At 68.7% G+C, this 25137-nt stretch carries 26 protein-coding genes and 1 pseudogene; 9 read left to right on the top strand and 18 right to left on the bottom strand.

The window, feature by feature from the left end:
• Nucleotides 1-73: 73 nt before the first annotated feature.
• The 3 genes from ACYR7D_RS22575 to ACYR7D_RS22565 form a co-directional block, all read right to left on the bottom strand.
• Entirely contained in the window at nucleotides 74-628 is a 555-nt protein-coding gene (locus tag ACYR7D_RS22575; RefSeq protein ID WP_459546524.1) for a hypothetical protein, read from the bottom strand.
• 246 nt (nucleotides 629-874) lie between these two features.
• Nucleotides 875-2677, bottom strand: coding sequence for a hydroxysqualene dehydroxylase (locus ACYR7D_RS22570; protein WP_459546523.1), 1803 nt, complete (start codon nucleotides 2675-2677; stop codon nucleotides 875-877).
• Nucleotides 2678-2691: 14 nt separating this feature from the next.
• Nucleotides 2692-4062, bottom strand: a complete 1371-nt coding sequence (locus tag ACYR7D_RS22565; protein WP_459546522.1) for an NAD(P)/FAD-dependent oxidoreductase — start codon at nucleotides 4060-4062, stop codon at nucleotides 2692-2694.
• Between the two features lie 267 nt (nucleotides 4063-4329).
• On the opposite strand from ACYR7D_RS22565, the gene ACYR7D_RS22560 reads away from it, so the two are divergent.
• Nucleotides 4330-4995, top strand: a complete 666-nt coding sequence (locus tag ACYR7D_RS22560) for a TetR/AcrR family transcriptional regulator (RefSeq protein WP_459546521.1) — start codon at nucleotides 4330-4332, stop codon at nucleotides 4993-4995.
• Here ACYR7D_RS22560 and ACYR7D_RS22555 read toward each other — a convergent pair.
• Nucleotides 4950-5567: a TetR family transcriptional regulator gene (locus tag ACYR7D_RS22555; RefSeq protein ID WP_459546520.1), complete on the bottom strand. Its 618-nt coding sequence runs from the start codon at nucleotides 5565-5567 to the stop codon at nucleotides 4950-4952. The two genes, ACYR7D_RS22560 and ACYR7D_RS22555, sit on opposite strands and share 46 nt — an antisense overlap.
• 85 nt (nucleotides 5568-5652) lie before the next feature.
• Here ACYR7D_RS22555 and ACYR7D_RS22550 point away from each other — a divergent pair, with 85 nt between their 5' ends.
• Both ACYR7D_RS22550 and ACYR7D_RS22545 read left to right on the top strand, forming a co-directional pair.
• A complete protein-coding gene (locus ACYR7D_RS22550) occupies nucleotides 5653-6120 on the top strand; it encodes a DUF4334 domain-containing protein (protein WP_459546519.1) in 468 nt (155 codons plus the stop codon).
• Between the two features lie 2 nt (nucleotides 6121-6122).
• Nucleotides 6123-7211, top strand: a complete 1089-nt coding sequence (locus ACYR7D_RS22545; RefSeq protein WP_459550252.1) for an NAD(P)-dependent alcohol dehydrogenase — start codon at nucleotides 6123-6125, stop codon at nucleotides 7209-7211.
• 236 nt (nucleotides 7212-7447) lie between these two features.
• Here ACYR7D_RS22545 and ACYR7D_RS22540 read toward each other — a convergent pair whose 3' ends face one another.
• Complete coding sequence (locus ACYR7D_RS22540; RefSeq protein ID WP_459546518.1) at nucleotides 7448-8086, bottom strand: hypothetical protein; 639 nt, start codon at nucleotides 8084-8086, stop codon at nucleotides 7448-7450.
• On the opposite strand from ACYR7D_RS22540, the gene ACYR7D_RS22535 reads away from it, so the two are divergent.
• Nucleotides 8078-9184, top strand: a complete 1107-nt coding sequence (locus tag ACYR7D_RS22535; RefSeq protein ID WP_459546517.1) for a baeRF11 domain-containing protein — start codon at nucleotides 8078-8080, stop codon at nucleotides 9182-9184. The genes ACYR7D_RS22540 and ACYR7D_RS22535 overlap by 9 nt on opposite strands.
• 65 nt (nucleotides 9185-9249) lie before the next feature.
• Here the strand turns inward: ACYR7D_RS22535 and ACYR7D_RS22530 are convergent.
• Nucleotides 9250-9435, bottom strand: a pseudogene (locus ACYR7D_RS22530) (transposase); the annotation flags it as partial.
• A 78-nt stretch (nucleotides 9436-9513) separates the two neighbouring features.
• Here ACYR7D_RS22530 and ACYR7D_RS22525 point away from each other — a divergent pair.
• From ACYR7D_RS22525 to ACYR7D_RS22510, 4 genes are all read left to right on the top strand, one after another.
• The gene (locus tag ACYR7D_RS22525) at nucleotides 9514-9636 is read left to right on the top strand and encodes a hypothetical protein (RefSeq protein ID WP_459546516.1); all 123 of its coding nucleotides are present in this window, start codon (nucleotides 9514-9516) and stop codon (nucleotides 9634-9636) included.
• A gap of 256 nt (nucleotides 9637-9892) precedes the next feature.
• Nucleotides 9893-10198, top strand: a complete 306-nt coding sequence (locus ACYR7D_RS22520; RefSeq protein ID WP_459546515.1) for a hypothetical protein — start codon at nucleotides 9893-9895, stop codon at nucleotides 10196-10198.
• Nucleotides 10199-10325: 127 nt separating this feature from the next.
• Entirely contained in the window at nucleotides 10326-10781 is a 456-nt protein-coding gene (locus tag ACYR7D_RS22515; protein WP_459546514.1) for a hypothetical protein, read from the top strand.
• A gap of 82 nt (nucleotides 10782-10863) precedes the next feature.
• Nucleotides 10864-11469: a DUF305 domain-containing protein gene (locus ACYR7D_RS22510; RefSeq protein ID WP_459546513.1), complete on the top strand. Its 606-nt coding sequence runs from the start codon at nucleotides 10864-10866 to the stop codon at nucleotides 11467-11469.
• Nucleotides 11470-11528: 59 nt separating this feature from the next.
• On the opposite strand, the gene ACYR7D_RS22505 is transcribed toward ACYR7D_RS22510, so the two are convergent.
• The 6 genes from ACYR7D_RS22505 to ACYR7D_RS22480 all read right to left on the bottom strand — a co-directional run bounded on the left by ACYR7D_RS22505 (nucleotide 11529) and on the right by ACYR7D_RS22480 (nucleotide 16887).
• Nucleotides 11529-12074, bottom strand: coding sequence for a TetR/AcrR family transcriptional regulator (locus ACYR7D_RS22505; RefSeq protein WP_459546512.1), 546 nt, complete (start codon nucleotides 12072-12074; stop codon nucleotides 11529-11531).
• Complete coding sequence (locus tag ACYR7D_RS22500; protein ID WP_459546511.1) at nucleotides 12071-12394, bottom strand: DMT family transporter; 324 nt, start codon at nucleotides 12392-12394, stop codon at nucleotides 12071-12073. Before ACYR7D_RS22500 ends, ACYR7D_RS22505 begins: the two co-directional genes overlap by 4 nt.
• A gap of 107 nt (nucleotides 12395-12501) precedes the next feature.
• A complete protein-coding gene (locus ACYR7D_RS22495) occupies nucleotides 12502-13161 on the bottom strand; it encodes an SRPBCC family protein (RefSeq protein WP_459546510.1) in 660 nt (219 codons plus the stop codon).
• A gap of 27 nt (nucleotides 13162-13188) precedes the next feature.
• Nucleotides 13189-13677, bottom strand: coding sequence for a (2Fe-2S)-binding protein (locus ACYR7D_RS22490; RefSeq protein ID WP_459546509.1), 489 nt, complete (start codon nucleotides 13675-13677; stop codon nucleotides 13189-13191).
• Nucleotides 13670-14545 carry an FAD binding domain-containing protein gene (locus tag ACYR7D_RS22485; RefSeq protein ID WP_459546508.1) on the bottom strand — a complete coding sequence of 292 codons (876 nt, stop codon included), beginning with the start codon at nucleotides 14543-14545 and terminating at the stop codon, nucleotides 13670-13672. The genes ACYR7D_RS22490 and ACYR7D_RS22485 overlap by 8 nt, the downstream gene beginning before the upstream one ends.
• Nucleotides 14542-16887 (bottom strand): xanthine dehydrogenase family protein molybdopterin-binding subunit, encoded by a 2346-nt coding sequence (locus tag ACYR7D_RS22480; protein WP_459546507.1) that lies wholly within the window; start codon nucleotides 16885-16887, stop codon nucleotides 14542-14544. The genes ACYR7D_RS22485 and ACYR7D_RS22480 overlap by 4 nt, the downstream gene beginning before the upstream one ends.
• Before the next feature lie 297 nt (nucleotides 16888-17184).
• On the opposite strand from ACYR7D_RS22480, the gene ACYR7D_RS22475 reads away from it, so the two are divergent.
• Complete coding sequence (locus ACYR7D_RS22475) at nucleotides 17185-18327, top strand: XdhC family protein (RefSeq protein ID WP_459546506.1); 1143 nt, start codon at nucleotides 17185-17187, stop codon at nucleotides 18325-18327.
• On the opposite strand, the gene ACYR7D_RS22470 is transcribed toward ACYR7D_RS22475, so the two are convergent.
• From ACYR7D_RS22470 to cysD, 6 genes are all read right to left on the bottom strand, one after another.
• Entirely contained in the window at nucleotides 18231-18827 is a 597-nt protein-coding gene (locus ACYR7D_RS22470; protein ID WP_459546505.1) for a nucleotidyltransferase family protein, read from the bottom strand. The genes ACYR7D_RS22475 and ACYR7D_RS22470 overlap by 97 nt on opposite strands.
• Nucleotides 18828-18863: 36 nt before the next feature.
• Nucleotides 18864-19472: a QsdR family transcriptional regulator gene (locus tag ACYR7D_RS22465; protein WP_459546504.1), complete on the bottom strand. Its 609-nt coding sequence runs from the start codon at nucleotides 19470-19472 to the stop codon at nucleotides 18864-18866.
• A gap of 77 nt (nucleotides 19473-19549) precedes the next feature.
• Entirely contained in the window at nucleotides 19550-20347 is a 798-nt protein-coding gene (locus ACYR7D_RS22460) for an ABC transporter ATP-binding protein (RefSeq protein WP_459546503.1), read from the bottom strand.
• A gap of 172 nt (nucleotides 20348-20519) precedes the next feature.
• The gene (locus ACYR7D_RS22455; protein ID WP_459546502.1) at nucleotides 20520-22316 is read right to left on the bottom strand and encodes an acyl-CoA dehydrogenase; all 1797 of its coding nucleotides are present in this window, start codon (nucleotides 22314-22316) and stop codon (nucleotides 20520-20522) included.
• 44 nt (nucleotides 22317-22360) lie between these two features.
• Nucleotides 22361-24193 carry an adenylyl-sulfate kinase gene (gene cysC, locus ACYR7D_RS22450; protein ID WP_459546501.1) on the bottom strand — a complete coding sequence of 611 codons (1833 nt, stop codon included), beginning with the start codon at nucleotides 24191-24193 and terminating at the stop codon, nucleotides 22361-22363.
• On the bottom strand, nucleotides 24193-25125 hold the full coding sequence (gene cysD / locus ACYR7D_RS22445; RefSeq protein WP_459546500.1) for a sulfate adenylyltransferase subunit CysD: 933 nt from the start codon (nucleotides 25123-25125) through the stop codon (nucleotides 24193-24195). The genes cysC and cysD overlap by 1 nt, the downstream gene beginning before the upstream one ends.
• Nucleotides 25126-25137: the final 12 nt, after the last annotated feature.

Genomic DNA, 25137 nt, shown 5'->3' with positions numbered 1-25137 from the left:
GGATATCACCGCTCGCGCGAGGCGGTACCCGGCCGTGCCCGCCCGGGCGGGGAGACACGACCGGGTGATGCCGTCAGGGCGTGGAGTAGCCGATCAGGGCACCGACCCCCGCACCGATGGGAATGGTGATCAGGGCGCCGACACCGCCCAGGAAGAAGCCCAGGACGGCCCCGATGCCGCCCCCGATCAGGGCGCCGATCCCGGCATTGTGCAGTTTGCGCGCCTCGGTGTCCGGATCGGCCACGAGCTGGGCGATATGCTGCCCCGCCGGTGTGGATGCATCCGGGGTGAGGGTGAGCGTGCGGCCGTCCGCGGAGATCGCCGCAGCGACCGGTACGGTACCGTCGGCGGTCGTGACCCCCAGCGGCAGCGTGGTGAGCACCTGGCCCGCCGGATCGGACAGGGCGACCGCGGCACCGTCCGCGGTGAGCCGGAAGCTTCCGGTATCGAGGGTGGTGACGACGGCGGTGCCCGCCTCGTTCGGCGCCACCACATAGCCGACCCCCTGCTCGGCGCCGCGGACGGCTACCTCGGTAGCGGCCTGCGGACCGGCCTGCGCCGTACCCGCCGCGATACCGAGCGCGCCGATGGAGATCAGCGTGGTGGCGGCGATGTGCTTGATTCTCATGATGTTCCCCACTTGTTCTGCCGGCGCCGGGCACCGACGGTCCCCAAGAAGCCGGATCTCGGCTCGGAAACCATTCTCACGGAACAAGATCGGGCGGACAACGCTTTCGCCGAATCGCGCGTTGTCCGGAATTCCCGGTTCGCCGCACCGTCGCGGCCCACGGAAATCGGTGCCGGAAGGCGCGCCGTCCGGAAAGCTGTCTTCCGGAGGGCCGGAAAAAGACGTCCGATATGCGGCGGTACCGCCTCAGGCATCCAGGATATGAGGTAACCCCGCCCGGAAACGGTCGGCGTCGATTCTCTTGGCCGCCGCGAAGGCCGGAAGTGCGACCAGCGGGAACACCGGAGCATGCGGAGCGGGATCGTCGGCGGCATCGATGATCGCGTTGGCGGCGGAACGCCCCGATTCGTTGGCGCTCTCCATGGTGGCCAGATCGATATGGCTGCGTACATGGTCGCCGCCGAAGAACAGGTTCGGGATCGCGCAGTGCGCGTACGGCCGATGATCGTAGGAACCGACGGTATTGACCAGCAGCGGGGTCTCGTTGTGGGTGGTGCCGCCGGACCACCTCACGCCCGGATCGAGGTGCCAGGAATGGATATCCGCGTCGCGCAGCCAACCGGTACCTGTGTTCAGCCACGATTTCAGCTGGGCCCACACCTCTGCCGCGATCTCGGATGCGGTGCACTGTTTCGCCGGTCGTCGATGGAGTATTCCGGGTGTGTCCCAATCGGAGATATCCACCGAAAAGCATTCCTCCACCGTGCCGTCGCCGTATAGAGCGGCGAAATCACCGACCCACATCGGCGCCTGCCGAAGGGCCGTGAGCGCCCAGGGCGAGCCGAGGGCGGCGATATGGCCCTCGGGGATCTCGGTGGGGCGGCGCAGGAAGTATTGGATGCCCACCATCCAATCGGTGAGCAACTCCCGCATACCCGCCAGGTGCGGATCGGCGGTCAGGATCCGATCGTCGAGCAACGGAACGGTTTTCTCCACCGGCATGGCGCAGACGTAGTAATCGGCGACGACGGAAGTGACGGCGCCGGCGGCGTCGGTGACGGTGACGGACTCGATCCGCCCGCCGGCGTAGACCAGCCGGCTCGCGCGCAGCCCCATGACGAATCGCACCCCGCGCGATCGCAGGTACGCCACCCACGGGTCGATCCAGGCCGCGTTGGTGGGGCGGTTCAGGATCCGGTCCACTCCGCCGGAGAATTCCGGGATGAGCCCGGTGCCCGCCAGCACGAGGGCTTCTCCGATGGTTCCGATGGTGCGGGCCGAGCTCAGATGCGGTTTGGCGGCGACGGTGATCCGGGTGAGCGCATTGACCAGATACGCCCGGTAGGCCTCGGATTTCCCCTCGGCGTGCATGATCTGTTCCCAGGTCAGGTATTCCCACTGCCCGAATCGCCGCTCGGTGCTCGAGGTGAACCACATGAGCATCTGTTTGGCGAAGAAGGCCAGTTCGTGCGGCGGCAGTTCGGGTATGAACCCGAACGCGCCGATGATGTTGTTCTGCAAACGTTCCGGAGTCAGCTGGTCGAGCGCGCCCACCTCCACCGGCGCGAAAATGGGTGGCCGGTCCCGGAAACCGGCCACTGTGCCCTGGACGCGGATCAGATTGTCCAGGACACCGTTCGGATTACCGGGGAAGGGGATCCGGCGCATGGTGTCGGGAATGTTCTGATAGCAGCCGGGGAAGAACCGGAACCCGTGCTCACCGGGAAGATCGGCCCGACCGCCTGTGCCGGTGCCCGGGACGCCCATACTGCGGGCCTTGCCACCGAGATGGGCCGGTTCGTAGACGGTTACCCGGAAACCGCGTTCGGCGAGTTCGTGCGCCGCGGACAGGCCCGCCATACCGCCGCCGAAAACGGCGACGTTCTTGCCGCCGGTGCGTAGACCGGGGGTGCGGCGGCGGACGGGATCCCCGGCGGCGGTGCCGCTCGCCGCCGATCCGGTCGCGACCAGCGCGGCGCCGGCGAGCGCACCGCGCAGGGCGGTACGGCGGTCGATCGGAGCCGGCTTCTTCGACAGCTGATCCGACATGGTGGTTCTCCTGATCAAGCGGTGGAGGACGGGACAGCGGGGGGTGCGCCGCGCAATGTGGTGCACGAGGTGTGGAATTCGCGCGCGGTAGTGGCGATCTCGTAGCCGAGATCGGCGAGTACCGGTTTCGGATCACGCCGGTGGTGCCACAGCGCTCCGGCGGTCAGCCGTGCCATCCGGGGCGGGGTGTACAGCTCGGCGGGGCGCCGGGTACGGGAGAAGATCTCGATGGTGAGTGCGGCGAGCTCCGGATCGTGGGTGGCGGTCCGGTACAGCTCGACCTCGAGCGGGCTCAGGGCGGTACCGCGGGCGAGCCGGTTGGTCCAGTGGAAGATTTCCCGGCATTCCCGGACCCGCTGCTGCTCCCATCCGGCGAGAGCCCGATCCAGCGCCGCGGGGTCGTGCAGTACGGGGACGGCCACCTCCGCCAGGCGGCGGCCGTAGTGCAGGGCGTCGCGGATTCCCTGGGCGGTCACCGGGTCCTTGAAATGGCCCGAATCGCCGGGAAGAGCCCAGCCCCGTCCGCTGGAACGCCGGAAGTAGGAGGCGAGTCCGGTGACGGCCCGGACCCGCCCCACCTGTTCGCAGCCGTGCAGCCGGGCGCGCAGCGGCGGGATCCGGTCGAGTGCCGCGGCGTAGCGCCGTTCGGCATCGCCGGGGCGTAGCGCGGACGTATCGGCGGGCGGCTGGACCAGGCACAGCAGCAAGCCGTCGTCGCAGGGGAAGGCCGTACCGAGGTCGGAGCCTTCGCGCCACTGCGCGGCGGTCGCGCGCCATTCGGCGGAGTTGTCGCGCCAGTAGGCGAAAAAGCAATCCCGTCCGCTGGGCGCGATTTCATAAGGGGTCTGGACGCCCGCCAGCCGGGCCACCGTACTGCGTCGGCCGTCCGCCCCGATGACCAGCGGCGCGCGGATCTCGCCGCCACGATCGTCGGGGCCGGTGTAGCGCACCCCGGTGCAGCGATCGCCGTCCCAGACGAGTTCGGTCACGCGGTGCCGCTGCCGGACTTCGGCACCCGCGGCGACGGCGGTGCGTACGAGGGCGTGATCGAGCCCGGTCCGGCGGACACAGAGGGTGTAGTCGATACCGTCCACCTGGGGGAACGGGGTGGCGATGGTGTACCCCGCGCCGGCCGCGAAGGCGTGGGTCAGTTCCGGGGCACCCAGGGCGGTGACGGCGTCGAGCGCCCCCAGCCGGGACAGTTCGGCGACGCCGGACGGCCAGAGCAGATGGGTGGAGAGGGTGTCGGAGGGGAACCGCGCGCTGTCCAGTGCGATGACCCGTCGTCCCGCACGAGCCAGGGTGGCGGCCGCGGCCGACCCGGCGCAACGGGTACCGACCACCACGGCATCGGCTTCTTCGACCATACGGGGGGAGTCAGCCATGGGGACCGCCTCGGTCACTGAGTCTCGGACAGTATGTCCGATTGATGGTCCGGTTCGTCGGGGAGCTTGTCAACCGCCTGAGTGTCCCTGTCCCGCACAGTTTTCGGCGCCGATACCCCGCACCGCCACGTCTCCGGGTGCGGCTGCGGTCGTATCGAGGCCGGATCGCACGGCAACCGTCTGTTCCGACGCGGACGGGCACAATGGGCACATGGATCTCGGGAGTCGATACCCACTGCACCGGCGGATCGATACGGCGGATGCCGGATGCCTTCGCTGACCCGCGTGCCCCGGCCGGTCCGCAGACAGGACGAGGACCGCCGCGCCGAATTCGAACAGCGGGTGTTGCGGGCGGTGGAGGAACTGCTGGCCGACGGCACTCCGTTCACCGAGATCGCGGTTCAGCGGATCGCGAGCGCCGCCGAGGTGGCGCGGTCCACCTTCTACCGGTATTTCCCGGACAAGAGTCAGCTGCTCATCCGGATGGCGGAGCTGGCCACCGCCGATCTGTTCGGTGCCGCCGAACGTTGGTGGGGTGCCGAGCACACCGATCGGGAACCGGGTGTGCGGCGGGCGATGAGTGCCATGATCGCGGGTTTCCGGCGGCATCGGTACCTGCTGCTGGCGCTGAGCGAGGTCGCCACCTACGACCGGGATGTCGGCGCGTACTGGCGGGCCAGGGTCGCCACCTTCGTCGATCTCGTGCGAGCTCGCCTCGAGGCCGACCGGGCCGCCGGCCGGGTCGCCGCCGATCTCGATCCCGCCGCGACCGCGCTGGTGCTGGCGGCCATGGTGGAACGTTCCATCACCACCGTATTCGCGATGCGCACCGGGATCAGCGACGCGCAACTGGCGGCCGCGCTGGGCCGATCGATCTGGCTCGTGGTCTACGGTGACGCACCGGACGCCGAGGGGTGGTCCCGGACCACCTGAGACCGCGGGATGTCACCCGGTGTGTGCCCGACGAGGCGTTCGGCGGCGAGGACCACGGCCGCGCGATGGGCGGCGATCCGTTCGGGTGAACTCCGACCGGCGTGGACCGCGGTGGTGCGGGCCAGTTCGGTGAGCATACGGAGCAGCGTCGGTGCCGCGATCTCGTCTGTGATCGTCCCTTCGCGCTGACCGCGGCGTATCTCCGCCAATTTGGGGTCGACGGTGCGGCGCAGCACCTGGGTGATCCGTTCGTCGGCCGGTTCCAGATCTGCCCAGGCCTGGAGGCGCGCGTTGTCCGGATGTTCCCGGAAATGGTCGAAGAGCCGGCCGACGTAGCCGGGGAGATCCTCGGCGCACAGCGCCGTCTCCGCTGTCGTCTGCGCGGTCCATTGTTCGGTGACCGCCGCGTAGAGCTCGGATTTGCCGGGGAAATACGCGTAGAGGCGATCTTTGCTGGCGTGGGCGGCGGCGGCGATGCGGTTGATCCGGGCGCCCGCCGTGCCGTATTCGGCGAATTCGGCCTTGGCCGCCGCGAGAATCCGTTCCCGGGTTGCCTGACCTGCCGCGCGCATGGGCGAATCCTATCTTGCCGAACCGGATGGTTCGGAACTAAGGTCGTTGCCGAACCAAACGGTTCGCCGAGTCGAGGGGACGGATATGAGCGCGGACAAACCACGGTGGCAGCAGTTGCGGGAGCTGACCGAGGGTGTTTCGGTCGAGGAGCTCGACGATCTGTGGGCGCGGTCGCGGCCCGCCCGCGCCGAGGAGATCCTCGGCGAATGGCGGGGGGACGCATTCCAGACGGGGCATCCGCTGTGCCGGGCGCTGCCCAGGAGCCGGTGGTACGGCAAAACCTTCCATGCGCTGGACGACGCCAAACCATTGATCTGCCGGGCCGAGGACGGCACGCTGTTCTCCGATGTCGAACTGGGCCAGGGGGAGGCCACCCTGTGGAACATCGAGTTCCGCGGTGAGGTCACCGCGACGATGGTCTACGACGGGCGGGCCGTGTTCGACCATTTCAAATGGCTCGACGAGACCACCCTGATGGGCATCATGAACGGACGGCCCGAACTCGTCCTCGCCGACGGTCGGTACTTCTATTTCCTGCTGGAGCGGGTGTGACGATCCGTACGACCGCGGTCCTGTCGCGCGATCCCGCGGCGCCGTTCTCGGTGGAGCCGGTGGAAATCGACGCCCCCCGTGACGATGAGATCCTGGTGCGCATCGCCGCCGCCGGTATCTGTCATACCGATCTGGTCAACCGGCCGCTGGGAAAAGCCGACCGGCCGGTGTTGCTCGGCCACGAAGGCGCCGGGGTCGTGGCAGCGGTCGGGCCGGCGGTCACCTCGATCGCGCCCGGCGACCATGTCGTACTGACCTTCCGGCACTGTGGCGCCTGCGTGAACTGCGGCACCGGACGCCCGGCCTACTGCCGTAACTCCACCGCGCTCAATCATTTCGGGCGGCGGTCCGACGGCTCCCCGCGCGTTACCGCCGGGGGCGTCCCGGTACGGGACGGGTTCTTCGGCCAGTCCAGTTTCGCGGGTTACGCGCTGGCCACCGCGGACAATACGGTCGTGGTCGATCCCACGGCCGATCCGGTCGTCGCGGCGGCTTTCGGCTGCGGATTCCAGACCGGGGCAGGCGCGGTACTGAACGCGCTCCGTCCGCGGGACGGCTCGTGGCTGGCGATCTACGGGGCGGGTGCGGTCGGCTCGGCGGCCCTGCTGGCCGCGCGGACGATCGGCGGGGTGCGGACCGTGGTGGTGGAGACCTCCGTGGCCCGGCGGACACTGGCCCGGGAGCTGGGCGCGGACGAGGTGCTGGACCCGGCGCAGGGCGATACCGTCGGCGCGATCCGGGAGATCACCGGCGGAGGCGCCACCCACGCGCTGGACACCACGGGTATTCCGGCGGTTCTGGCGGATGCCTTCGCGGCGCTCGGCACCGGCGCGACGGTTGTCGCGGTCGGTCTGGGCGCGGGGGTTCCGCCGATCGATGTGCGGGATATGGTGCTGCACGGCAAGACGATCCGGGGGTGCCTCGAAGGCGACGCGGAACCGGTCACTTTCATTCCGCACCTGATCGATCTGCACGCCCGGGGCCTGCTTCCGGTGGACCGGCTGGTGACCCCTTTCCCGCACACCGATATCGAGAAGGCGCTCGCCCAGCAGCATGCCGGGGCGGTCGTCAAACCAGTCCTCACCTGGTGAGTCACGTATCCGGTAGCGAATCGCCGCCGTCGATGGTCGAAGTCGACGGCACTGATGTCCGAAGTCCTGTGCACATCCTGAGGTTCGAGGACTCGAGGCACGCGCTTATGGCCTCTTGATGTCGGCCTCGAGCGCTTCGAGTCCCAGCAGCGCTTCCGCATACGAGGTGACACGAAGATGTCAGTGATCTGACTTGCGGATACGACAGCTGTATCAGCAGCAGGCGACACGGGATGTCAGTAGCGTTGGGCGGTTAGCCGGGTCTGACCTGGGCTGATGAGTCGCCGGACCCGGCGGTGATCTGGTACCTCGCTTCGGGGCGTTCCCCGATGTGCTGCGGCGGTCGGAGGGCGGGTTGGGGTATGTCCGGTGAGTTGGTCCGTCGTCTCTCCCGGTCGCAGCAGCACCGCGTGCTGCCGTACGTAGGTGTCGAACACTTCCTGGCGCTCGATGTCCGGCGGGCGGATCATCTCGGTCACGACGGGCAGGAGCCCGGCCATTGTCATGGCTCGCACGCGGGCGGGTTCGGTGCCGGGGCGCTCGGCCAGCGCCAGCAGCAACGCCGCCGGTGGGTCGTCGCCGAGGTCGGCGGGAAGCTCGAACGGATCGGACGCTGTGAGTCCGTGGGTGAGCAGCGCCGTGGCCGGCAGCGCGTCCCGGTCGGGTAGCGTGTCGTCGCAGGTCGGCGGCCCGCCGCCCTGTGATGTAATGAACTCCGCCGAGTAGATGCCGACACAGTCCCGAGCCACGATCGAACGTTCGTCGAGCAACCGTTCGAGGGCGAGCCCGCGAACCGCCGCCGAGATACCGACACGATTCCCCCGGATATCGGCGTGCCGAGCCGACCGACAGATGTGGAGGATTTGATGCTGCACACCGATATCCCGACCCGCGGCGAGATCGAAGCGCTCGCGGCCGTGACCGACGACTGGTGCGTTTCGATCTACACCCCCACCGAGCCGGATTCCGCCGATTCCGACCGGAACCGCATCGCATTCTGGAACCAGGTCCGGCGTGCGCTCGACCACGTCACCGACCCCGAAGTGCGCGCGATGCTGGAAGAGGAGTTCGACGCCCATATCGACGACGCCGAGTTCTGGCGATACCAGTCGCGGACCCTGGTCGCCCTCGCCACGCCGACGCGTATCCGCACCTATCGGGTGCCCAACCAGTTGAACGCCTCCGAGACGGTGGGCGACCGCTTCTATCTCAAACGACTCCTTCGAGCGGTGACCTTCCCGCAGTCCGCGTTCGTCCTCGCTCTCGCCGAGGGCGGCGTACGGCTGGTGGAGGTCACCGCCGACAAACCGGCGTACACGGTGCGGATACCCGGTCTACCGACGAGCGCGGCCGACTACGCGGGCAGCGCGAGCCTCGGCGACCGCGCACCGAAACGCCGTGTGCAAGGCGACGAAGGCCGCAAAATGCGCCTCCGCCAGTACGCCCGCGCTATCGACACCGAACTGCGTGACTTCCTGGCCGGCCGCCACGTCCCGTTGATCCTCGCCGCCACCGAACCGATCGACTCCCTGTTCCGTTCGGTGAACAGCTACGACAACTTGCTCGAGGAGAGTATCCCCGGCAACCCGGAACACACCTCGGACCAAGAGCTCGCCGACCGCTCCCGGGAAATCCTGGACCGCCATTACGCCATGCAACTGGCCGAGCTCATCGAGTTGCTGAACCAGCGCCGCGGCGAGGGGCGGGCCGCCACGGATGTTTCCGATCTCGCCAGAGCGGCATCGGCGGGAGCCGTCGACACGCTGCTCGTCGATATGGACGCGTCGGTTCCCGGCTCGGTGTCCGCCGACGGCGCGGTCACGTTCGACGAACCGGCCGCCACCGACGCCCCCGGCATCCTGGACGAGATCAGCCGCCGTGTCCTGCTCACGGACGGTCGCGTCCTGGCGGTGCGCGCCGCCGACCTGCCCGGCGACGCGCAGATCGCGGGCATCCTCCGATACGCGTTGTAGACATCTGCCGATACCATTCGGGGACCGCTTACGAACGCAGAAAAACCGCACAGATATGGCGGCTATTGTCGACAGCCGGTGCGCCGTCGGCACGCTCACCCCGAACGCCGGCGGCAATGCCGCCGCGCACACCCACTGGTCAACACGAACACGATCGCGACCAACACCGCACGGTCATCGACCGGCGCCGTCCCACCACCCTGTCGACGCGCAGCGAACTTCGGAATCAGCGTTTCGGCGATCTCCCACAACGCATTCGGAACTGCTCCCGGCGACGCGACCGCCGAATCCGGGACTCAGGTAGTAACCGTCGAAACCGGTACCCCGCCGTGGCCGAGACCGTGCCGATTCGCGACTACGGCGCGGAATTCCGGCGCGTCCATGGTGATCCGGAATCCACCGCCGATCCGGCCGAGGCCGCGCCGGGGCACGGAGTCGATGACGAGTTGTGACGAAGCGGTGACCGGGGATACTCCCGCCTGCCGGAGTGCTCGATCCGTATGCCGGGTGGATGCTGGGGAGCGGTGAATTGGCGTGTCGCCTCGGCGACACGCCGTCGTTTCGGCGGCCGACCATATCAATTCGGTGAGTCTCCCCCCACAGCGGCGGCGATTGCGCTTCAATAACCGGTCGGGTTCGGCTTTACGGAATCGGCATTGGTCCGCACCGGAAATACCGGCATCCGAGAGGGGCACGACCACGATGAGCATGATTCTCACTGCACTGCACGACGGCCTTCCGGCGCTGCACGACAGCTACGCGGTGCTCGCCCAGCTCGGCGATCCCAGCCCGGAGGCACCGCCACTGTCGGACAAGATCACGCAGATGACCCGATACCTCACCTGGTTCGTCCTGCTGTCCGGCGTCACCTCCATCGTTTTCGGGGGCGGTAAGTTCGCCTGGGAGAAATGGAACGGCGGCACGCTCACGGCTCCCAAGCAGATCGCCGGTGCCATGCTCGGCGGTACGGTGGCCACCAGCGCGGGAACCATCATGAACGCGATCATGGGCTGATCCGCGCGCTGCCCATCCGTACCGGCGTGCGGCCGGGGCGGCACCGGAGCCTCCGCTGCGGTGTGCCGGCGGTCCCCGGCCGTACGTGGGCACGGCGCTCCGGCGGGTGAGTGCTACATTCGCTTCCGTGCGCTCCGGTCTCCCGGCAACGCTGACGCGTTCGTTGCTGCTGGTCGTCCTGGCGGTGGCCGTCGCGGGCATGCACCATCTGCTCGGTGAACTCCCGGGCGACGCTCCTCACGCGGCGACCCGCCCTCATATGACGGTGACTCCGGCGAGCGATGGCGCGCAGGCCGAGGAGTCGGGTAACCGGGCCGGCGCGCTCTGCTGCTTCGATACGCGCCCGGTCACCGGGGAGCGTGACGATCCCATGGGCGGGCACAGCGGACACGAGCTGCTCCATCTGTGCCTGGCGATCCTGACCGCCGTGGTAGGTGTCGCCCTGACACTGTGCGCATTCGGGGGCCGACTGCCCGCAGCGGCTCCCGCATCCCGTGCGGGCCGCGGGGTATCACCTTTCGCCCGGCCCCCGCCGCCTTCGCATGCGCGGCGCTTGGCCGTCCTGGGTGTGTCGCGACTGTGATCGACGCCCGCCGGATCCGGCAGTTCCCGGATCGCGGCGCGCATCGTCTCCCGTACCGGACCCGAACTTCCAGGAGCACAACATGATCAGCACACTCGGCACGCGGACCGCTGTGGCGGTTCTCGCCTCGGCTGTCGTCCTCACCGGTTGCGGTGACGACCCCGGCACGCACGAGGGGCATCCGGCGGCAACCGTATCGGCCGGGCCGGTGTCTCCCGCTCCCGCGGCCGCGCACAACGAAGCGGATATCCGCTTCGCCCAGGAAATGATCCCGCATCATCGGCAGGCTGTGCAGATGGCCGAACTGGCGCCGTCGCGTGCGGCGGACCCGGCGGTGATCGACCTCGCCGCGCGGATCGAGCAGGCACAGGATCCGGAGATCGCCACCATGACCGGATGGTTGCAGGGCTGGGGCGCCCCGGTGCCCGAGGAGGCCGGGCACGCGCACCACGGCGATATGCCCGGGATGATGACCGCGGAGCAGATGACCCGGCTCGCGGACGCCCGGGGTGCCGAATTCGACCGGATGTGGTTGACGATGATGGTCGCTCACCACGAAGGCGCGGTGCAGATGGCCCGTACGGAACTGGCCGAGGGGACCGACCCGGCGGCCCGGGCTCTGGCGCAGCAGATCATCGACAGCCAGCAGGGCGAAATACAGCAGATGAACGCACTGCTGCAGGGCTGACGCCGGTGCCGGCCCGGTTTCCCCGTGGAAGCCGGGCCGGTCGGGTGCCGGGAAAGCCGCTACGGTACCGGCTCCACGCGGGTGAGGGCGCGGATCGGGCCGGCCAGATCGGCGACGGCCGGAGGCGAATCGCTCGCGAGGGCGTGCAGCAGGGCACCGTCGAGGTACGCCGCGATGGCACGGGCGGCGGCCGGCCCGGTGTGCGGGGTGAGCACCTCGATCAGCCCTTCGAACCACACCCTGGCCAGTGGTCGCAGTTCGGGCCGGCGGGTGGCGGCGAGGTAGAGCTCGTTGACGGTGAGCATCTGTTCCGGCCGGGTGAGGCATTCGGCGGTCAGTGCCGCGAGTGTGGTGGGAAGGTCGTCGGCGGTGGCGAGTGCCGCGGCCCATTCGGCGAGCGCGCCGCGGGTGGCCTCGGCGCTGTCGGCCAGCGCGGCCGCGGTGAGATCATCCAGATCGGCGAAATAGTAGGTCGTCGACCCCACCGGCACTCCCGCCGCCGCGGCGACCAGCCGGTGGGTGAGGCCGGCGATTCCGTATTCGGCGATCAGGGCCCGCGCAGCGTCGAGGATGCGCTGGCGGCGGTGCGGATCGCGGGGTGTCAATGGGCGCCCGCCAGATTGAGGGTGACCACTCCGGCGACCACCAGCGCGACTCCCGCGATTTTGGTGGCGCTCAGCGATTCACCGAGGAACAACGCCCCGACGATCACGATCAGTGTGGTGCCCAGTCCCGACCAGACCGCATACGCGAAACCGACCTGCATTCCCCGCGAGATGGCTCGAGCGAGAAAGACGAACGCCAGAGCGTAGGCGGTCAGCGCGGCGATGGTCGGCCAGAGCCTGGTGAATCCCTCGGTGGCCTTGAGCAGGCTGGTCCCTATGATCTCGGCGACGATGGCCGACCCGAGCAATACCAGTGACATGGATCGTTCCCTCCATATGTGTACATTTGTACATGGACGATCGTACATATATGGATCTCCGTGGTTCCGGCGATACTCGGCCGGTGGAACAGCGGCGCCTCGTCGAGCTACCCGGCGCGGCGCTGCCGGGCGAGCACCAGCAGGAGTACCAGGACCGCGGTGCCCAGCGCCAGAGCCAGCCGCCGGTCGGCGGACAGACCCGCCGCCGCCATCAGATCGATGGGCTCGGCGGTCCGGCGGGGCTCGATCGGCTTCCCCACCGAAGGAGCGGTCGCCGCCGGCGCGGCCGCGATACCGGTCTCCGGCGCGGCGTCGTCCGGCGCGCAAGCGGTGATCTCCGCGGCCAGATTGTCGGCGAAGGCGCCGATGAGCGTCCCGGCCACCTCGGCGAGCGCGCCGCGCCCGAATTGGGCGGGCTTACCGGTGATCGCCAGATCGGTATCGACGAAAACGTCGGTCCCCCCGCCGCTCTCGACCAGACGGCAGGTGATCACCGCCTTCGCGGTGCCGTTGCCGCGGGTTTCCCGTCCGCTGCCCTCGAGTACGGCCACCTTGGCATCCTCGTTCTGGGAGCGGACCTTGATGATGCCGTTGTAGGTGAGGCCCACCGGGCCGAGTTTCACCTTGATCCGCCCGTGGAAATCGTCCCCGTCCCGAGAGGTGAGCGTGGCGCCCGGGACACACGGGGCGATTCGTTCCAGATCGAGCAGAACAGACCAGGCGTCTTCGGCGGGCACGGGGATCCGAAAGGTGTTCTCGAGTCTCATTCACGGTCCTTGGCTTCGGCGGCCGGTTCAGGCCTGCGGGGTCGCGGAGGTTCCGGTAGCGGCGTCGCGGACGGCGCGGATGATGCCCTGGTAGCCGGTGCAGCGGCAGATATTGCCGGACAACGCCTCCCGGATCTCGTCGTCGCTGGGATCGGGGGTGTCCCGGAGGAAGGCGGTGACCGAGACGACGAAACCGGGTGTACAGAAACCGCATTGGAGTCCGTGATGGTCGCGGAACGCCTGCTGTACCGGCGAGAGGGTGCCGTCACTGCCGGCCAGGCCCTCCACGGTGGTGATCTCGGCGCCGTCGGCCTGTACGGCGAAGACCAGGCAGGCGCGTATCGCCGCGCCGTCGAGCAACACCGAACAGGCCCCGCATACGCCGTGTTCACAGCCGAGGTGGGTACCGGTGAGGCCGCAGGTTTCCCGCAGATAGTCGGCCAGAGTACGCCGTGGCGGTACCCGGTCCCGCCGCCGTACCCCGTTGACCACCACCGAGATCTCGATATCAGTCATTGCTCGCCTCCTCTACCGCACGGGCCCAGGCCCGCGCGACCATGACCGCCCCGATCCGGCGCCGGTAATCGGCGTCCCCGTGGATATCCGAGGGCACCGCGTGCAGCGCCGTCGTCGCGGCACGGCCGATTTCCTTCGCATCGATCTCCGCGGCCACGCGCCCGATCAGCTCCGATTCGATCGCGGCCGCCCGCAGGGGGGTGGGGGCCAGGCCGAACAGGCCGATGGCCAGGTGCTCGATCCGGGAATCCGCGTCCAGCCCGACCGCGATCGTCGCCCCGGCCATGGCGAAATCTCCGGCCCGCCGGGCGAATTCCTCGATGGCGAAACCGGTGCGGCCCCGCCATATGGGGAAGGTGATACCGGTGAGCAGTTCGTCCGGTTCCATGGCGGTACTCCACAGGCCGGTGAAGTAATCCGCCGCCGGGATGGTGCGCCGGCCCCGGGGGGAGAGGGTGCACATCCGGGCATCGAGTGTCAGGGCCACCGCCGGGTACTCACCGGCGGCGTCGGCGTGCGCGATCGCGCCGCCGATGGTGCCACGATTGCGGATCTGGAAGTGGCCGATCAGCGGGGTCGCCCGGTGCAGCAGCGGAATATCGCGCCGGAGTTCCGGGGCCCGGCCGACCGCCGCGTGGGTGGTACCCGCACCGACCCATACCGTGTCCTCGCGCGGTTCGATACCGCGCAGTTCCGCCGGCCGCCGCAGATCGACGAGATGGTCGAATACCGCGAGCCGCAGCGCCAGCATGGGCACCAGACTCTGCCCACCGGCGATGACCTTGGCCTCGTCGCCCAGCTCCGCGAGCAGGGCGACGGCTTCGTCCGCGCTCGCGGGGGCGTGATAGTCGAAAGCGGCGGGTTTCATGCGGTCACCTCCGGATCGCCGCCCACCCGGGCGGCATCGAGCAGAGCCACGATCCGTGCGGGGGAGAGGGGCAGCCGGTCGAGTTCGACGCCGAACGGTGACAGCGCGTCGGCCACGGCGTTGAGCACCGCGGGAGTCGAGCCGATGGCACCGCCCTCCCCGACGCCCTTGAATCCACCCGGGCCGGTACTCGGGGTTTCGATATGCCCGATTTCGATTACGGGTACCTCGCTCGCGGTCGGTAGCAGATAGTCCAGGAACGTGGTGGCCACGGGGTTGCCGTCCTCGTCGTAGGCGAGGTGCTCGTAGAGGGCGCCGCCGATACCCTGCACCGTGCCGCCGTAGATCTGACCCTCCACCACGGCGGGATTGATCATCGGACCCACGTCCTCGCTGACGACGAACCGCAGCAGGGTCACCTGCCCGGTGTCGATATCGACCTCGCAGGTGCACACATGGGTGGCATTGGCCCAGATCATCATCTGATCGGCCCGGTGGCGCCCCGTCGCCTCGAGTCCCGGGGGGATACCGGCCGGAAGCAGTTCGGTCTGGTAGTAGGCGATATGGGCTATCTCGGCCAGGGACAGGGAGTCGCCGGTATCGGCGACTCCGGCCCGGCCGTGCGCGAACTCCACGTCCTCGACGGCCACGCCGAGCCGGTGCGCGGCGATGGCCACGATCCGTTCGCGCAGTATCCCGGCGGTCTGCGCGATGGCACCGGCCGCCATGGACCCGGAGCGGCTGCCGTTGGTACCGCCGCCCTGTGGTGCGATCGCGGTATCGCCCTGGAGGGTCTGTACATCGGCGATATCGACGCCGAGCGCGTCGGCGGTGAGCTGTACGGCGGTGGTCTCCAGGCTGTTACCGGCCGAACCGCCGGAGAGGTAGACGTTCACCTTGCCGGTCGGGGCGATCCGGATGGTCGCGCCCTCGGTGCTCAGGAACGGTGTGCTGCCGGTGGTCGGTTCCACGTAGGTGCAGGTGCCCACGCCCAGGTACCGGCCCTCGGTTCGGGCCCGCAGCTGTTCGGCGCGGAACGCGTCGTAGTCGAGGATCCGTAGCGCCTGTTCGAAGGTTTCCCGCGGCGAGGCATCGGAGTAGGGCATGCCGTTCGGGTTCGCCACCGGCATATCGGCGTGGCTCAGCATATTACGGCGGCGCAGTTCCACCGGATCCAGGCCGAGCCGGCGGGCGGCGGTGTCCAGCAGCAGTTCGCGCGATACCGATTCGAACTGCCAGGGTCCGCGGTAGGCGACCCGCCCCACCGTGTTCGAGTAGTAGGAGGCGGTGCTGAATCCGGCTTCGGGTACCCGGTAGGGGCCGGGGAACAGCATCCCCACCGCGATGGAGGGTGTGAGCGGTGACGGAATCGGGTACGCCCCCACGTTCTGGACATGTTCGATGGTGGCGGCGAGGATATGCCCGTCGGCATCGAAGGCCATGGCGACCTCGCCGTGTTCGTGCCGGGACATACCCGCCGCCATCAGGCTTTCCTGCCGGTCCTCGATCCACTTCACCGCGTGCCGCAGGGTGCGTGCGGCGAGCATTACGCAGGCTTCCTCCCGCTGCGGGGCCACCTTCTGGCCGAACCCGCCACCGGTATCGCCGACGATCACCCGTACCCGGTGCTCGTCGATTCCGAGCAGCCGTGAGCAGAAGCCGCGTACCTCGTGCGGTGATTGGGTGGAGGTCCACACCGTCATCTCGCCTGCGGAGGCGGTCCATTCCGCGACCACACCGCGGGTTTCCAGCGGTACGGGGGCGTAGGCCTGCTGATGGATGGTCCGGCGCACCACGTGCGGGGCGGCGTCGAAGACCGCCGCCAGATCCGCCGGAGCACGCCCGGCCAGGCCGCCGGCGGAGTTGCCCGGATGTTCGGCGTGGACGAGTTCTGCCGAGGTGGCCGCCGTTTCGTAGTCCACCACGGGTTCGAGCGGTTCGTAGTCGACGACCACCAGTTCGGCGGCGTCTTCGGCGATATAGCGGTCGGTCGCGACCACCAGTACGACGGGATCGCCGACGAAGCGCACCTCGCCCGCCGCCAGTGGTGGGCGGGGAACCTCCGGAAATCCGGGGGTGTCCAGAGCGTAGGAGATCTCCCGGACCGCGGGAGCGAGATCGGCGGCGGTGTAGATCGCGATCACGCCCTCGACGGCGGTGGCCTCGGTGGGGTCGATACCGATGATCCGGGCCCGGGGCAACGGGCTGCGGACGAAGCAGGCGTGCGCCATACCGGGCCGGGTGATGTCGTCGACGAAGGTGCCCGCGCCGCTCAGCAGGCGCGGATCTTCGATCCGGGGTACCCGGGCGCCGACGGCTGTCGCCTTCTCCGTGGTGCTCATCGTCGGCTCCGTCGCCTCGGGGTGGGGGGTGTGGCGCTGCGGGACAGCTTGGTTCGACCCATCCGGCCGTTCCTCCGTTCGCGGGATGGTGCGGGCGCCGGGGTGCGCCGTGCCGTCGCTTCTCGGCGGTCGGCTCGGGCGCCCGGTACGCCGATGCGGGCACTTGTTCGGCATCGGCTTCTTCGTGGTGCCAATAAAGGATATGCCGATTTGAAGAATCGTAATATCATTTTGCGAAAGTGATATTCTCGCACGTAGCGGCCGGTTCGTGAGGTCGTACCGGTGAGGAGATGGACCATGCGTGACCTGACCGCGCACCTGCTTCGATGGCATGCCGAGGGAGCGGACTACGCGCTGGCGACCGTGGTGGGGGTGCGAGGGAGCGCGCCGCTGCCGATCGGAGCGAGTATGGCGGTCGACGCCGCCGGAGCGGTGCGCGGAAGTCTGTCCGGAGGATGTGTCGAAGGTGCCGTCCGGGAATTGTGCGCCGCGGCCCTGGCCTCGGGAACCCCGGTACGGCAGACCTTCGGCTACAGCGACTCGGACGTGTTCGCGGTTGGACTCACCTGTGGCGGCGAACTCGACGTTTTCGTACAACGGGTCACCGCTGCGCAGTATCCGGTGGTGGCGGCGGTCCTGGACCCGTCCCGGCCCGTCGCGCTGGTCGTCGACCTCGGCACCGGGGCGATGCTCGCGACCACCTCGGAGGCGGTGATCGCCGGTGAGCGCGGATGGCCGGAGCCGGTGCTCGCCCGCGCGCGGGCCCTGCTGCACCGAGGTGTGAGCGAGGTGTGCGCGGTGGGCTGCGGCGATACGATGCGCGAGGTGTTCGTCTCCGCGTTCGTGCCGCCACCGCGGATGATCGTCTTCGGCGCCACCACCTTCGCCGCCGCGCTCTGCCGGGTCGGGCGGTTACTGGGTTATCGGGTCACGGTGTGCGAGGCGCGGCCGGTCTTCGCCGACAGCGTGCGCCTTCCGGAGGCCGACGAGGTGATCACCGACTGGCCGCAGCGCTATCTACGGGCGACCCCGGTGGATTCCCGGACCGTACTGTGTGTTCTCACCCACGACCCGAAATTCGATATTCCGGTGCTGGTCGAAGCCCTGCGACTACCGGTGGCCTATATCGGGGCGATGGGTTCGCGCCGGGCCGACGCCGAGCGCCGGGCTCGGCTGCGCGCGGCCGGGCTCGGCGATGCCGAACTCGCCCGGCTGCGTTCGCCGATCGGTCTCGAACTCGGTGGCCGGACCCCGGAGGAAACCGCGATCGCCATCGGTGCGGAAATCGTCGCGTTGCGAAACGGCGGGTCGGGGCGTTCGCTTTCGGTGACCCGGCGGCCCATTCACGCACCGGATCCCGCAGCGTCGCCCGGTTCGGGGATATCCGGAGCCGGCGGACGTCGCCGCAGATCCTCCGGGGTGTCGACATCATCGGGGTAGCCGGTTCCGTCGCACGGAACATACCGAACGAGTCCGGGACGGGCGGCGAGGAAGCGCCGGGCCCCGATATCGCCGATCGCCTCGGCCGCGACCGCCGCGAAGTACTCGGCGCCCAGGAGTACCGGGTGTCCGGGCCGGTTCCGGTAGGTGGCCACCGCCAGGCGCGCGCCGCAGTGCCGGAGCCGGTGGACGGAGCCGGCGCCGAGCCACGGCATATCCACCGGGACGACCACAGCCACGGATTCGTGTACGGCGCGCAGTCCGGTGGTCAGTGACGAACCCATTCCGGTCGGCCATTTCGGATTGTGTACCACCACAGCGCCGTCCACCCGTAAGGTCACGGCGCCGGAGACCACGATCACTCGTGCGCATCCTCCCGCCTGCAACAGCCGTACCGCGCGGTCGACCAATCGCTCACCGGCGTATCGCACTTCGGCCTTGGGGCGGCCGAACCGCCGCCCGGCTCCGGCGGCGAGTACCACGCCGGCGGCCTCCGTCATCGTGGGTCCTTTCCGGGCCGTATCGGATACCGCCGGTTACTCGTGTGGCAGATCGAGCCCCAGCAGTGCTGCCTGTACCTGGTGCAGGCGGTCCACATCGCCCCGTAATCCGGTGACATTGTCCTGGTAGAGGAACGCTTCACCGAGCCGCACCAGTGAGTACGCGAGCAGCGATCGTTCCAGCTGGGGTACGTAGCCGTCCTGCTCCTCGGCGCGGGTGATGAGCTGTTCCACCGCCAGCAGGATCCGGGGTTGGACCGGGCCGTCGCTGGCGGTGAGGATACGCAGCCCGGCCAGGGGTTCGTTCTCGAAGTACTGCCGGAACGGTTCGTTGCCCGCCATCCACCGGTTCACCCGGTCGAGGACGCTCAGAATGCGCCGGGCGCCCGAATCGCGCCGGCGGGCGTCCGCACGTTCGATGAGCGATTCGAATTCTCCGGCCAGCACCGCTCCGAGTACTCCGTCGCGGGAGCCGAACCAGCGGTAGACGGAGGCGCGGCTCAGTTTGAGCCGCGCGGCGATCGCCTGGACATCCACCCGCTCCCCGGCCAGGAAGGACTGCCGCGCCAGGGCGACGACTTCTTCCCGGGTGGCCGAGGCCGGGCGGCCGGGTGGTCTGGAGGTGCGGCCCACGGTGGTTGTCACCACGTTATGGTACACGCAATTACTTGTGTATCTAAAGTGATTACGGGCCCACGGCAGGGTATCGAGTGTAGAGCGGCTCAGGCCGACTGGGCCACCGGCGATCGCGCGGACCAGCGACCGCCCCGGCGTTCGACCCGCACCGGATGGTCGAAGGCCGCAGAAATATGCTCCGTGGTGATGGTTTCGGCGGCGGTTCCCACCGTAACGGTGCGACCCTCGGCGATCAGCAGCGCATGCGTGGTCGTGGTCGGTAGTTCCTCGAGGTGGTGGGTCACCAGGACCGAGGCGAGACCGGGATGGGTGCGGTCCAGGGCGTCGATGGTGTGCAACAACTGTTCCCGGGCGGCCACGTCCAGACCGGTGGTCGGCTCGTCCAGCAGGAGCAGACGCGGGGCGGTGATCAGCGCCCGTGCGATCAGGGTGCGGCCCCGCTCGCCCTGCGAGAGAGTGGGCCAGGCCCGCTCCGCTTTGGCCGCCATCCCCACGGCGTCGAGCGCGGCTGTCGCGGCGGCGATCTGCTCGGCGCTCGGAATCCAGCGCATCGGTATATCGACCGTCCCGGTGAGGCCGGTGAGGACGACATCGCGTACCGGCAAGGGATTTCGTAACGGATGCCGTGGATCGACATGCCCGATCGAGCGGCGCAGTTTCTGCAGTTCGACGCGACCCAGTCGTTCCCCGAGGACCCGCACCGTACCGGTGGTGGGATGGGTGAGTGCCCCGCAGAAGCCGAGCAGTGTGCTCTTACCTGCGCCGTTGGGGCCGAGCAGGGCCCAGTGCTCGCCGGCGTGGACGGTCAGTGAGATGCCGTCGATGATCCGGTTGCCGTCGCGCCGGAGGGTGACGTCGGTGAGCTCGAGGACCGGTGTGCTCATAGGAACGCCTCCTTGATGGCGGCCAGGTGGGCGCGGCTGTGCGCGGCGGCCGCGGTGCTGCGCGCTGCCACCGCGGACGTGCCGGCGCGCTGAGCGCGGAACCCGCCTGCGGGGCGGCCGGTGATCCGCGATCGGCCGCCGCCGTGGATGGATTCCGCGCTGGCGGATGGGGTCAGAACCAGTCCTCCCGCATATCGACGATGGTGGTGTCGAGGTCGGCGAGGAGGTCGAGTTGCGGGCCCGTACGGGGAAGTTCGTGACGGAAGAAGTAGCGGGCCGCATGGCGTTTGCCGTCGTAGAAATCGCCCGGGTGGCCCTGCGCGGCGACTGCCTGTTGCAGCCAGATCCAGGCCACCACGTGATGGCCGAAGGCCTCCAGATAGACCGAGCTGTTGGCGAGCGCGACCTCGATATCACCGGTCGCGAACAGGTGACCGGTGACCGTGACCAGGCGGGTCCAGGATTTGTCCAGGTCATCGGCGAGTTCGGCGGTCTCCCCGCCGATGTCCCGGGCAGTGGTCAGGGTCGCGCGGATCCGGGTGTCGAGTTCGCGCAGGCTCGCACCGGAGTGCTGGGTCACCTTGCGGCCCAGCAGGTCCAGACCCTGGATCCCGTGGGTACCCTCGTGGATCGGGTTGAGGCGATTGTCCCGATAGTGCTGTTCCACGTTGTATTCACGGGTGTAGCCGTAGCCGCCCAGCACCTGGATGGCGAGATCGTTGGCGGCCAGGCACCACTGCGCGGGCCAGCTCTTGGCGATCGGCGTGAGGATATCCAGGAGCAGGGTGAGGGTGCGCCGTTCGTCCGCGGACCCGGCGGTGCGCTGTTCGTCGATCAGCCGGGCGCAGTACAGGACCAGGGCCAAACCTCCCTCGGCGTAACTCTTCTGTGCGAGCAGCATCCGCTTCACGTCCGCGTGCTCGATGATGGGCCGTTGCGGTGCGGCCGGGTCGGCGGCGCCTTTGGTACGGCCCTGCGGGCGGTTGCGGGCGTAGTCCAGCGATTCGAGGTAACCGGTGTAGCCGAGGGCCGCGGCGACCAGCCCCACCCCGCTGCGGGCCTCGTTCATCATGTGGAACATGTATTTCAGGCCGTGGTGTGGTTCACCGACCAGGTAACCGATCGCACCGGGAGCGCCTTGCGGGGTCCACCGGCCCTCGCCGAAATTGAGGACCGTATTGACGGTGCCGCGGAAACCCATCTTGTGATTGAGTCCCGCCAGTGCCACATCGTTGCGTTCGCCGCGGGAACCGTCGTCACCGACGAGGTAGCGGGGCACCACGAACAGCGAGATACCTTTGGTGCCGGCCGGGCCGCCGGGGATCTTGGCGAGCACCAGGTGCACGATGTTCTCGCCCAGTTCGTGATCGCCGCCGGATATCCACATCTTGGTGCCGAAGATCCGGTAGGTGCCGTCGGGCCGGGGTTCGGCGCGGGTGACGATATCGGCGAGCGAGGAACCGGCCTGGGGTTCGGACAGGCACATGGTGCCGAAGAACCGGCCCGCCAGCATCGGCGGGACGAAACGCCGTACCAGTTCCTCGCCGGCGTGGGCGATGAGCAGATTGGCGTTACCGATGGTGAGCAGCGGATAGGCGCTGGTGCCGGGGTTGGCGGCGTGGAACCAGGCGAACGCCGCCTGGGCGACCGCCGCCGGTAGTTGCGCGCCGCCGAGTTCGGCGTCCATGGTCGCGCCGACCATTCCCGCCTCGGCGAACGCCGTCAGAGCGGCCCGCACCTCCGGGATGATGGTGACCGTGTCACCGTCGAAGGTGGGTTCGTGGGTGTCGTTGAGTTTGTTGTGGGTGGCGAAGTACCGGGTGGCCAGCTGTTCGCTCAGCTCGAGTACGGCGTCGAACGTTTCGCGCGAATGCTCGGCATAGCGGGACCGCCGGGTCAGGTTCTCGACGTCGAGCCATTCGTAGAGCAGGAACTCGAGGTCGCGCCGGGACAGCAGAGTAGACCGCATAACCACCCTTTCGGTACAAGTGGTGGCCAGCGTATCAAATAGGGTTATTGCTCCGCGGCCAGCAGCGTCAGGATCGTGGCGGCCATGGCGGCCGGATCGCCGTCCTCCGGGCGCAGCACGAGGGTGGGCGCCCGAGGGGCCTCGTACGGGTCGTCGATCCCGGTGAAACCGCGCACCTCTCCGGTCCGTGCCCTGGCATACAACCCCTTGGGGTCCCGGGCCTCGCACACCTCCAGCGGGGTGTCCACGAAAATCTCCAGGAACGGAAGCCCGGCGGCCTCGTGTACCGCGCGGACCCGCTCGCGATCGGCCCGGTAGGGACTGATCAGCGAGACGATGGCAACGGTACCGGATTCGGCGAACAGCCGGGCCACCTCACCCACCCGGCGGATGTTCTCCGTACGGTCCGCCGCGCCGAACCCCAGATCGGCATTGAGTCCGTGGCGCAGATTGTCGCCGTCGAGCAGGAACGCGGGCCGTCCGGCGGCCACCAGGCGGCGCTCCAGTTCCACCGCCACCGAGGATTTCCCGGACCCGGACAGCCCGGTGAGCCAGACGGTGAGACCACGGGTGGCGCGTTCGGAACGGTCGACCGCACTGGAATGCCAGACCACCCGTGAGGAGGGCAAGCTGGGCCCGGTGATCATCCCGGCGCCCACCGTATCGCCGGTGGTGTCGTCGACCAGCAGGAAACTGCCGGTGGCGCGGTTGCGGCGGTAGGGGTCGAACTGCAGGGCCCGGCGGGTGCGCAACTGGACCCGGCCGATCTCGTTGAGCGAGAGCGAGGTCGCCTTCTCGTCCCGGTGCAGGGTGTTCACATCGAGGCGGTAGTCGAGCGAGCGAATCTGCGCGGGAACGCTGCGAGTGGTGTGCCGCACCGTGTAGGACGCTCCCGGGCGCAGCGCGGCCTCGTCGCTGAACCAGCAGACCATGGTGTCGAGGTCGCGGCCGGTCTGCGGGCGATTGGCCGGGCGGCAGAGCATATCGCCGCGGCCGATATCGAGCTGATCGGCGAGGGTGATCGTCACCGCCTGCGGTGGGAACGCCTCGGTCAGCGGCACACCGCCCGGCCCCCAGAGGCCGGTCACCGTGGTGGTGAGTCCCGAGGGCAGGACGGTGATCTCGTCCCCGGGCGACCATACGCCGCTGGCGACGGTGCCGGCATAGCCGCGGAAATCGGGGGTGTGGCTGCGGATCACGTACTGCACCGGCAGCCGGGCGTCGATGAGATTGCGGTCCGAGGCGATGTGCACCTCTTCGAGGTGGTGCAGCAGTGGGGTGCCCTCGTACCAGTCCATGGTGGTACTGCGGTGCACGATATTGTCGCCGTGCAGTGCCGATACCGGGATGAAGGTCAGATCCGCGATCTGCAGGCGGGAGGCGAAACCCGCGAACTCCTCCCGGATCTCGGCGAAGCGTTGCGCCGAATAATCGACCAGATCCATCTTGTTCACGCACAGCACCAGGTGGGGCACCCCCAGCAGGGACGTCAGGAAGGCGTGCCGCCGGGTCTGCTCCACCGCCCCGTGGCGGGCGTCGACCAGGATCAGCGCCAGATCCGCGGTGGAGGCGCCGGTGACCATGTTGCGGGTGTACTGCACGTGGCCGGGGGTGTCGGCGATGATGAATTTGCGCCGCGGGGTGGCGAAATAGCGGTGCGCGACATCGATGGTGATGCCCTGTTCGCGTTCCGCGCGCAGTCCGTCGGTGAGCAGAGCGAGGTTCGGGTAGTCCTCGCCGCGATCGCGACTGGTGCGCTCCACCGCGTCGAGCTGGTCGGTGAACAGGGTTTTGGAATCGAACAGCAGCCGGCCGATCAGTGTCGATTTGCCGTCGTCCACGCTACCCGCGGTGGCCAGGCGCAGCAGGGTGCTCATCAGAAGTAACCCTCTCGTTTGCGGTCTTCCATCCCGGCCTCGGAGATCCGGTCGTCGGCGCGGGTCGCGCCGCGTTCGGTGACCCGCGCGGTCGCGACCTCGGTGACGACATCGGCGGGGGTGGTGGCGGTGGACTCCACGCAGCCGGTGCAGGTGGCATCGCCCACGGTGCGGAACCGGACCAGCGCCTCGCGCGGTTCCTCGCCGTCGAGCAGGGTCAGGAACCTGGTGTGCGCCAGCAGCATGCCGTCGCGCTGCACCACCGGTCGCCGGTGCGCGTAGTACAGGGAGGGTAGTTCGATACCTTCACTCGCGATATAGGTCCAGATATCGAGTTCGGTCCAGTTGGACAGCGGGAAAACCCGGATGTGCTCGCCCGGGCGGTGTCTGCCGTTGTAGAGGTTCCACAGTTCGGGGCGCTGGCGGCGCGGGTCCCACTGGCCGTACTCGTCGCGGAAACTGAAGACGCGTTCCTTGGCGCGAGCCTTCTCCTCGTCGCGGCGGGCCCCGCCGAAAACCGCGTCGAAGCGCCCCTCGCGCAGGGTGCGCAGCAGGGTGGTGGTCTGCAGACGGTTGCGGCTCGCGTGCGGCCCGGTCTCCTCGGCGACCCGCCCGGCGTCGATATCGTCCTGGACCCGGCCGACGAGCAGTCGCAGGCCATATTTCGCGACCACCGCGTCCCGGTAGGTGATGACCTCGTCGAAATTATGCCCCGTGTCGATGTGCAGCACCGGGAAGGGCAGCGGGGCCGGCCAGAACGCCTTGGTGGCCAGATGCAGCATCACCACCGAATCCTTGCCGCCGGAGAACAGGAGGACGGGGCGTTCGAAGGTGGCGGCCACCTCCCGGAGGATATGGACGGATTCGGCCTCGAGTGCGGCTCGATGCGAGAGTTCGTAGCTACTCGCCGCCGACTTCGTGTGCTGGCTCACGCTTAAAAACTA

This window comes from Nocardia sp. X0981 (genome assembly GCF_977089955.1).
Note: the sequence above shows the minus strand (reverse complement) of the source record. Positions and strands in the feature narration are given on the sequence as shown.